Annotated in this window: 8 protein-coding genes; all 8 read left to right on the top strand. The window is 49.7% G+C overall.

The window, feature by feature from the left end:
- A partial coding sequence (locus tag MJZ25_16080; protein ID MCQ2125693.1) for a DUF4143 domain-containing protein occupies window positions 1-243 on the top strand: 243 nt, incomplete at its 5' end.
- Window positions 244-361: 118 nt separating this feature from the next.
- Window positions 362-1255: a 5'/3'-nucleotidase SurE gene (gene surE / locus MJZ25_16075; protein ID MCQ2125692.1), complete on the top strand. Its 894-nt coding sequence runs from the start codon at window positions 362-364 to the stop codon at window positions 1253-1255.
- A gap of 20 nt (window positions 1256-1275) precedes the next feature.
- Window positions 1276-3972: a DNA gyrase subunit A gene (gene gyrA / locus MJZ25_16070; GenBank protein ID MCQ2125691.1), complete on the top strand. Its 2697-nt coding sequence runs from the start codon at window positions 1276-1278 to the stop codon at window positions 3970-3972.
- 269 nt (window positions 3973-4241) lie between these two features.
- Complete coding sequence (locus MJZ25_16065; GenBank protein MCQ2125690.1) at window positions 4242-5876, top strand: glycoside hydrolase family 11 protein; 1635 nt, start codon at window positions 4242-4244, stop codon at window positions 5874-5876.
- A 218-nt stretch (window positions 5877-6094) separates the two neighbouring features.
- On the top strand, window positions 6095-7828 hold the full coding sequence (locus tag MJZ25_16060; protein ID MCQ2125689.1) for a glycoside hydrolase family 11 protein: 1734 nt from the start codon (window positions 6095-6097) through the stop codon (window positions 7826-7828).
- 79 nt (window positions 7829-7907) lie between these two features.
- Window positions 7908-8822 (top strand): dTDP-4-dehydrorhamnose reductase, encoded by a 915-nt coding sequence (rfbD, locus tag MJZ25_16055; GenBank protein MCQ2125688.1) that lies wholly within the window; start codon window positions 7908-7910, stop codon window positions 8820-8822.
- Between the two features lie 38 nt (window positions 8823-8860).
- Complete coding sequence (locus MJZ25_16050) at window positions 8861-9007, top strand: hypothetical protein (GenBank protein ID MCQ2125687.1); 147 nt, start codon at window positions 8861-8863, stop codon at window positions 9005-9007.
- Between the two features lie 133 nt (window positions 9008-9140).
- Window positions 9141-9362, top strand: a 222-nt coding sequence (locus tag MJZ25_16045) for a hypothetical protein (GenBank protein ID MCQ2125686.1), incomplete at its 3' end; no start/stop codon positions are given.

The raw sequence follows: 9362 nt of genomic DNA, 5'->3' as shown, positions 1-9362 counted from the left end.
CAGAAAAATTTCTGGTATTATAGAACCAGTGACGGCAAGGAAATTGACCTTGTTGAAGAAACTGGAAGAATCCTGACTCCTTTTGAAATAAAGTCCTCGGAAACCTTCAATTCGGAATTCGTCAAAAATTTTGGAGTTTTTGAAAAGGAATATCCCGAAATGTGTGGAGAAAAAACGGTCATTTACGCAGGCAAAGAAAGTTTTGAATTCAAGGGCGTTCAAGTCAAAAATTTTAGACCGTAGTTTGCATTCTAGTTTTTCCAAAAATACCCCTAAAAACGCCCTCAAAAGGGGCGTTTTTTGCTTTAAAATGTCAGGTTTTTACAGCCCGCTTTGTAAGAAATTTCTATTTTTACGGAGCATGCAAAATACCCCTAGAACACGAGTTCTCATCGTAAACGACGATGGGTTTAAGAGTGGCAATCTGCGCGCTCTTGCGGCTGCCTTGTCCAAGGTGGCTGATGTGTTCGTTTTTGCCCCCGAAACGGAGCAGAGCGGGGTCAGTCAGGCCTTTACCGTGCGCAGAGGTTTGCGCGTTAAACAGGTGCCCGTGGATGAAACCACTCCCATGGCTACCGACGGTACAAAAGCCTGGCCTTATGAATTCTATTCCGTGTCCGGCACTCCTGCAGATTGCGCCAAGTTCGGGCTGGGTCATTTTGCCAAGTTCGGCCTTGAAAGCGAACCTGAGGGCTGTGCCGGTGTAAGTTCTGCGGCAGGGGAGTTCGATGTCTGTTTTTCGGGCGTCAATGTCGGAGAAAATGCCGGCGTGTCCTCCCTGTATTCGGGAACGGTGGCCGGAGCCCGTGAAGCGGCCTTGTGGGGCGTTCCTGGCGTAGCTCTGTCCTTGAGGGGATGTGGCGGCCAAATGCTCAATACGGCAATCGATTTCGCTGTGAAGGTGGTGACTCAGAAACTGTATCAGGATATTCTCCCGGGTACATTCTGGAACGTGAACTTCCCCAAGACTACGGTGGAAGAATTCAAGGGCTACAAGGCTGCAACCATGGCCTTGGGAATGTTTACGGACCACTACGACGTAAAGCCGTCGGCCGAAGGCCAACTGTGGCTGCTGGATGGTGATAAGCTTTGGGACAAGGCCCCTGTGGATAGTGACGACTATCTGTTGCATCAGGGGTACGCAACCATCACCCCGCACCGCATAGACCAGACCGACCTGAAAAGTTTGAAGTTAATAGATGAAAAAGTGAAAGGCATGGGGGCCAGGTCCTGTAACCTGGAACCTGGTGCCTGATACCTCAAAAAGGATAAGTAATGTCAGAAGAATTGGTTCCAGGATCCCAGATCAAGTCTTTGATCGAAAAGGATATGCAGGACTGCTACCTCCGCTACTCCATGAGCGTGATCGTGGCACGTGCACTTCCCGATGCCCGTGACGGTTTCAAGCCCGTGCATCGCCGCGTCATGTACAGTATGCATAAGCTTGGTGTGGTTCCCAACAAGCCGACCGTGAAGTCCGCCCGTATCGTGGGTGACGTGATCGGTAAGTACCACCCCCATGGCGACTCCGCTGTGTACGAAACCTTGGTCCGTATGGCCCAGGACTTCTCCCTCCGTTATCCGCTGGTTTTCGGCCAGGGTAACTTCGGTTCTATCGATGGTGACGGCGCCGCTGCAATGCGTTATACCGAAGCCAAGATGAACAACTTGGGCATGCTCATGCTGGAAGATCTTGAAAAAGACACCGTGGACATGGGCCCCAACTTCGATGAATCCTTGGAAGAACCGACCGTGCTGCCTTCCGCCATTCCCAACATGTTGGTGAATGGTACCACAGGTATTGCTGTGGGTATGGCAACCTCCATGGCTCCCCATAACCTTCGCGAAATTTCTAACGCCATCCACGCTCAGGCAATGAACCCGGATATTACCGGCGAAGAATTGCTGAACTATGTGAGCGGTCCGGACTTCCCGCTGGGTGGCATTATCTGCGGTCGCGCAGGTATCCGCGATGCATACCTCACTGGCCATGGCAAGGTCCGCCTCCGTGCCCGTACCGAAATTGATGTAGACAGCCGCGGTAAGCCCCGCATCATCGTGACGGAAATTCCGTACATGGTGAACAAGGCTGAACTCTGTAAGAAGATTGCTGAACTTGTAAAGGACAAGCGCGTCGACGGCATTACCGACATCCGCGACGAATCCAACAAGGAAGGTATCCGCGTTGTTATCGAACTCCGTAAGGATGCCGTTGCTGAAGTGGTTCAGAACAACCTGTTCAAGAACACCCAGCTCCAGACCACCTTCAGCATTTACAACCTGGCATTGGTGAACAACCTGCCCAAGGTCCTGACCCTGAAGGACTTGATCCAGATTTACATCGATCACCGTCTCGACGTGATCACCCGCTCCACCCAGTTTGACTTGAACAAGGCTGAAGCCCGTCTCCACATTATCGAAGGCTTGCGCATTGCAACCCAGAACATCGATGAAGTGGTTCAGATCATCAAGTCTAGCCCCACCACTGAAGCTGCCAAGCAGAACTTGCAGGCCCGTTTCGCCTTGGACGAAATTCAGTCCCAGGCTATCGTGGATATGCGTCTTGCCCAGCTCACCGGCTTGAACTTGGAGAAGTTGGAAAACGAATACAACGAACTCCTGGCTCTCGTGGCTGACTTGAAGGATATTCTCGAACGCCGCGAACGCCGCATTGCCATCATGCTGGAACGCTTGGACGCTGTGGTTGCCAAGTTTGGCGACGAACGTCGCACCAGCATCGAAGACGCAGTGGACGACTACGACTACGAAGACCTGATTGCTGAAGAAGAACAGGTCATTACCTTGAGTAAGGAAGGCTACATCAAGCGTCTCCCGATTGATACCTTCAAGGCCCAGTCCCGTGGTGGTAAGGGCGTTGTGGGCACCGGCCTCAAGGACGACGACGATGTTGACCAGATCTTTACTGCAAGCACCCATAGCTACCTGCTGGTGTTCACCAACAAGGGCCGTGCTTACTGGACCAAGGTTTACCGCCTGCCCGAAGGCAATCGCAACAGCAAGGGTCGCCCGATTATCAACTTCATCGGTCTTACCGAAGGCGAAAAGGTTCAGGCCATTGTGCCGGTCCGTAAGTTCGGTGGCTACTTCTGCCTGGTGTTCGCTACCAAGAAGGGTATTGTCAACAAGATGGATCTCACCTTGTTCAGCCGCCCCCGTAAGGCTGGCGTCAATGCAATCAGCCTGGACGAAGACGATGAATTGGTGAAGGTTCAGCTGGTTGGCATGAGCGCTGAAGAATTCAACGCTTCTCAGGCTGGTGACGAAAATGACGAATCCGCAGATGCAACTGCAGCAGAAGCTCAGGTTGTCGAATCTGAAGATGCCGACGAAACCGCAGCTCAGCCCATCGCCAAGGACCTCTTGATGCTCGCCACCAAGTACGGTCAGGCTGTCACATTCCCCATTAGCTGCATGCGTAGCATGGGCCGTGGCACTCACGGCGTGAAGGGCATTACCTTGGCCGAAGGTGACGAAGTCATCTCCCTCATCTGGCTCAAGGAAGGCAACAAGATCGTGACCATCACCGAAAAGGGCTTCGGCAAGCGTTCTCAGCCCAGCTCCTATCGCGTGACGAAGCGCGGCAGCAAGGGTGTCCGTAACCTGAGCGCCGATGGTATGGAAAAGACTGGCCCGGCAGTATTCGTGGAAAGCGTTGCTGACGACTACGACTTGATCATCACCAGTAAGGAAGGTCAGGTCATCCGTATCGAAGCTGAAACTATCCGCTTGACCAACCGTAGCGCTATCGGCGTGAAGTGCATCCGCCTGAACGAAGGCGACTCCGTCCAGGATGCAACCGCACTGCCTAGCGTTGAAGACATCGAGCATGATTCCGCTGAAGCCAAGGAAACCTTCGATCATGTCGAAGGCGTTGAAGTGGATGACGACTCTGTTGTGAAGGACGACAAGCCGGAACAGCAGATCGGCATTCCTGGCGACGAAGAAAACTAATCGACCTGGCTAGGTAAAAAAAGTCTTACTTATAAATTAGACTGAATAAAGGCGTTCCACGAAAGTGGAATGCCTTTTTTTTAACAAACTAAGTTTGCGATTTTTTGAAAATTTCGCAGTTTTGTACTGCGTCCAATAGCTTTGTAAACTTTTATGCGTTGTAATATGCAACAACGCTTTGTCTTGCGAAAGTATTCCAGTTTGTACGTGACGAACCTAATTTAGGCGCCAAGGAAAAGGGAATACAACAGGAATTTCAAGGAGTAGTTATGAAATTTTCCTCTATCGTAAAGGCCGGCGCTGTTCTAGCATTTGGCTTGGCTGCAACCTCTGCTTTTGCAGCAAACGCATGTACCGACCAGATGGGCCATGTTGGCTCTGGTCACACCATTGGCAACAATCAGACAGGTTCTATCAGCGGTACTCCGTGGGGTTTTGAACAGTGGTCTGGTGGTGGTAATCAGTCCATGACCTATTACGATAACGGTACCTTTAAGGCTAACTGGTCCAACAACCAGGACTACCTGGCTCGTGTTGGTTTCCGCTATGGCGACAACGGCCCGGGTGTGGATCATACCACCAAGCACTACACTGTTGATTATAAGTACACCAAGACTGGTTCCGCTCAGTACGGCTATATCGGTGTTTACGGCTGGACCGTTAACCCCCAGGTCGAATACTACATCGTTGACGACTGGTATAGCCAGCCCAACGAACAGTATGTTGGTGCCAAGTTTGGTGAAATCACCGTTGATGGCGCTACTTACACCATTCACGCATTCCTTCGCCAGCAGGAACCTTCCAAGACTGGTACCTCCACCTTCTTGCAGATTTTCAGCATTCGTAAGTCTGCTCGTCAGTGCGGTCATATCGATATTTCTGCTCACTTCAACAAGTGGGACGAACTGTTCCATGGCCAGACTGCACAGCTCCGCGGCTCCAAGGGCGGTGGAAGCACTCAGTTGAAGTTCGGTAAGGTTACCGAAGTTATGTTGATGAACGAAGCCGGTGGTAATGCTTCTGGTTCTGTTGACTACACCTACTTCTACATGAGCGATAAGGGCGAAGGTTCTACTCCTGCAAAGGAAATCGAACGTTCCGCTTTCAAGTCCATGACCATTCCGGGTACCATCGAAGCTGAAGACTTCGATAACGGTAACTACGGCGTAACTTACTCCGGTACCCAGGGCGCTTCTGGCGATGATGGCGACCACAGCTACCGTGGTGAAGACTACTCTTCTGTTGATATTGTGAAGAGCGGTTCTGGTCGTGCCATTGGCTATACTGCTGCAGAAGAATGGCTGGAATACACCGTGAACGTTGCAGAAGCTGGTGATTATGATGTTGTCGCTTCCGTTTCCAATGGTTCTGGCGCAGGTTCTATCTCTGTCAAGGTTGGCTCTGCTTCTGCAAAGCTTAGCTTTAATGGTGGGGAAGACTGGGATACCTACGAAGACGCCAAGGGTACCATGACCCTTTCTGCAGGCAAGCAGACTGTTCGCATCACCATCAACAACGATAACACCAATGTTGACTATGTGAAGTTCACCAAGAAGGGTTCTCAGCAGCAACAGGTCGTTGAATCTTCTTCCTCTGCAGAAGTTGTGAAGCCTGCTTCCTCTTCTTCCTCTGCACAGGTTGTGAAACCCGCATCTTCTTCCTCCGCACAGGTTGTTGCTCCGGCATCCTCTTCCTCTGGAACCTTGTCTATCTTCCAGGATGTCATGCTGGTGAATGCAGCTAAGTCCTTCAAGGTGTTCGATATGCAGGGTCGCTTCCTCGGTGCAATTGAACTTGCTAACGGCGCATCTCTGAACGACGCTCTCAAGGCTCAGTTCAATAAGGCTGGCGTTTACATGCTGAAGCAGGAAAACGGCCGTATGTTCACTGCAAAGGTCAAGTAAAAAGATCTCCTTTCTAACTATCGATGTGGTTAAGAACGTCCCGCGAAAGCGGGGCGTTTTTTTGTGTGAAATGGGCTTTTTTTGCGAAAAAAAAGGTTTTTCGGGGTGTTGTAGCTGTTGTAAAAGGTTACAACGGAATTGATCCAGTAGTGTGTAACAACTTATATAGAATGGTATAAATTAGAATAGAACACAAATAACTCCCAGAGAGGAAAAGTATGAGTATCAAAAAAGTTTTAACAACAGCCTTTGCCGTGGCCGCAATTTCGACATCCGTTTCCTGGGGACAGACCGTTACCTGCTCTAATGGTACATCCCAGAAAATGGGTAGCGCCGGTGGCTATGATTACGAACTTTGGAGCCAGAATGGTGCCGGTTCCGCAACTATGAAGCTTAACGTAAGCGCCGAAAATGGTGGTGCTTTCGAAGTTGAATGGCAGGGTACTATCAACATGTTGGCCCGTACCGGAAAGCGTTGGGGATCTAACTCCTCTGTTACCGTACAGAATGTGGGTAATATTACCTCCGAATTTGATGTGGAATGGAGCTCCACCGACAACGTGAAGTATGTCAGTGTCTATGGCTGGGGCTATTACGACAGAGGGGACGAACCCAGTGGCTTCAGCAATGAAATTGAATACTACATTGTCCAGGATCGCGGAAGCTACAATCCTACCCAGGGCGGTAAAAAGTGGGGTTCTGCCGTTATCGATGGTATTAGCTACGATTTCTATACTACCGACCGTATTAATCAGCCTTCTCTTTCGGGTACCAGCACCTTTAAGCAGTATTGGTCCATCCCGTCGAATACGAGCCAGCATCGTACCAAGGGTACCATTTCTATTTCCAAGCACTTCAGCGAATGGGCTAAAGCTGGTATGAAGATGGGCAAACTGTATGAAGTTGCTTCCATGAAAATTGAATCCTACACCGGAAATACGGGCACTGCAAAAGGTTATGCTAAAGTTAAGAAGAACCTGCTGAAAATCGGTGGCAGTGCCGATGAACTTGCCCTCAATGTAACTGCATCTCCGGCTGCTGCAGGTACTGTGACAAAGAGCCCCAGCGCTAACTATTATGCTCCAAAATCAACTGTACAGCTCACCGCCAAAGCCAACGAAGGCTGGAAGTTTGTGGGTTGGGAAGGTGGTGCTACCGGCTCTGACGAAACCATTACTGTAACCATGGACAAGGAAAAGTCTGTGGTCGCCAAGTTTGAATTGGTCGGCGAAACCACAGTGAGCCTTCTTAAGGATGGTGACTTCTCTAGCAGCAGCGTGATTTCTACAAGCAACGGTGCATCTTCTTGGTTCCTGGGTCAGGGTACAAACTGGGGTGGCTCTGCTGCAAAGACTTCTGTTGCTGGTGGCACGGCTACGGTTGATGTTACCACTATTGGTGCAGAAACTTACCAGCCGCAGCTTGTTCAGTACAATGTGGCTCTTGATAAGGGCATGAAGTACAAGTTGTCCTTTAAGGCTAGCGCTGATGTAGCTCGCAAGATGGAAGTTTCTTTCCAGCAATCCGTAGACCCCTGGGGTGCATACGCCACTAAGGAATTTGACCTCACCACTACGGAACAGGAATACACATTTATCTTTGCTATGGAAGAAGATTCTGATGATGCCGCTCAGTTTGCCTTCAATTTGGGACAAACTACAGGTGCAGTCAAGATTAGTGACGTGAAGCTGGTCTTCACCACTGCTGAACCGGGCTCCGAAGGTCAGAATGGCAACAACGATAATCCGGATATGGCTATCAAGGCTGACTTCTCTGTAGTCAACGCAGTCAAGACCTTCAAGGTTTTCGATATGCAGGGCCGCGTGCTCGGTTCCTTGGAACTCACCAATGGCACTTCCTTGAACGACGCTCTCAAGGCTCAGTTCAACAAGGCTGGCATTTACATGCTGAAGCAGAGCAACGGTCACGTGTTCTCTACTCTCGTTAAGTAAAAAAGAGCTCCTTAATGAAATGAAGATGGCCTCCTTAGGGAGGCCATTTTTTTATCTTTGTACAAAACAAGAGGTTCTTATGAAATTCTTTGTTACAGGTGTTGGTGGCCAGTTGGGCCATGACGTGATGAATGAATTGGCAAAGCGCGGCCACGAAGGTGTTGGTTCCGATATCGCTCCTGAATATAGCGGCGTGCAGGACGGCTCTGCTGTAACAAAAATGCCCTACGTTTCTGTGGATATTACAGATTCTGTGGCTGTGGACAAGACCCTTAACGAAATCAAGCCCGATGCAGTGATTCATTGCGCTGCATGGACCGCTGTGGACTTGGCTGAAGATCCTGCCAATGTAGCTAAGGTTCGTGGAATCAATGGCGGCGGCACCCAGAATATTGCCGATGCCTGCCATCATCTAGGCTGCAAGATGACCTACATCAGCACTGATTACGTTTTTGATGGCCAAGGTACTGAACCCTGGAAGCCTGATTGCAAGGACTATAAGCCTCTGAATGTTTATGGCCAGACCAAGCTTGAAGGCGAGTTGGCTGTGGCAAACACTTTGGACAAGTATTTCATTGTCCGTATTGCCTGGGTTTTTGGCTTGAATGGCAAGAACTTTATCAAGACCATGTTGAATGTGGGTAAGACTCATGATACCGTCCGTGTGGTGAATGACCAGATCGGTACACCCACCTACACATTGGATTTGGCTCGTTTGCTCATCGACATGAACGAAACTGAAAAGTATGGTTACTACCATGCCACCAATGAAGGCGGATTCATCAGTTGGTACGACTTTACCTGCGAAATCTACAAGCAGGCAGGAATGTCCACTAAGGTTGTTCCGGTAACTACCGCTGAATACGGCCTCTCCAAGGCTGCGCGCCCCTTTAACAGCCGCTTGGATAAGAGCAAATTGCTGGAAGCAGGCTTTAAGCCGCTGCCTACTTGGCAGGACGCCTTGGCTCGTTATCTGAAAGAAATTGCAGAATAGTTTTGCTTAACCGCAGAGGTTTTCTGCGCGGAGTATTTATGAACGAAGAAGAAAAGAAGACCTACCGTGAAGTGATGCCGGGCGAACTGCCCTGCGAATGTCCGGATTGTGACGGTGTCATGGTGGTGGATCCTGATAACAGCTACAAGTTCACCTGCGACAAGTGCGGACACATCAAAGACTAAAATCCTCGATTTTAATCTTTGAATTACAAAGTACGAATTGTGAATTATGAGAGGAATAATCACGGCTTCGTCATGTAACGTGACTTTTGTGCAAGCGATTCTTGTAATTCGTAATTCATAACTCGTAATTAAAATGATGGATTTGACAGCGTTAAAGATTGAGTATCCGGAACTTCCCGTTGTACAAAAACGGGAGGATTTCTTTGAATTGCTGAAGACGCACCAGGTGGTGATTGTCAAGGCGGATACAGGTTCTGGTAAGTCCACGCAGTTGCCCAAGTTCCTGCTGGAATATTTTATAGAGGCACGAGGCACGAGGCCCGAGGTTCGAGATTTTGGAAAAGAGGCACGAGGC

Origin of the sequence: Fibrobacter sp. (assembly GCA_024399065.1) — a bacterium.
GTDB lineage: Bacteria > Fibrobacterota > Fibrobacteria > Fibrobacterales > Fibrobacteraceae > Fibrobacter.
Note: the sequence above shows the minus strand (reverse complement) of the source record. Positions and strands in the feature narration are given on the sequence as shown.

Coding starts and splice junctions, on each gene's coding strand:
- rfbD (MCQ2125688.1), top strand. CDS start 7,908: ATGAAATTCTTTGTTACAGGTGTTGGTGGCCAGTTGGGCCATGACGTG.
- surE (MCQ2125692.1), top strand. CDS start 362: ATGCAAAATACCCCTAGAACACGAGTTCTCATCGTAAACGACGATGGG.
- gyrA (MCQ2125691.1), top strand. CDS start 1,276: ATGTCAGAAGAATTGGTTCCAGGATCCCAGATCAAGTCTTTGATCGAA.
- MJZ25_16060 (MCQ2125689.1), top strand. CDS start 6,095: ATGAGTATCAAAAAAGTTTTAACAACAGCCTTTGCCGTGGCCGCAATT.
- MJZ25_16065 (MCQ2125690.1), top strand. CDS start 4,242: ATGAAATTTTCCTCTATCGTAAAGGCCGGCGCTGTTCTAGCATTTGGC.
- MJZ25_16050 (MCQ2125687.1), top strand. CDS start 8,861: ATGAACGAAGAAGAAAAGAAGACCTACCGTGAAGTGATGCCGGGCGAA.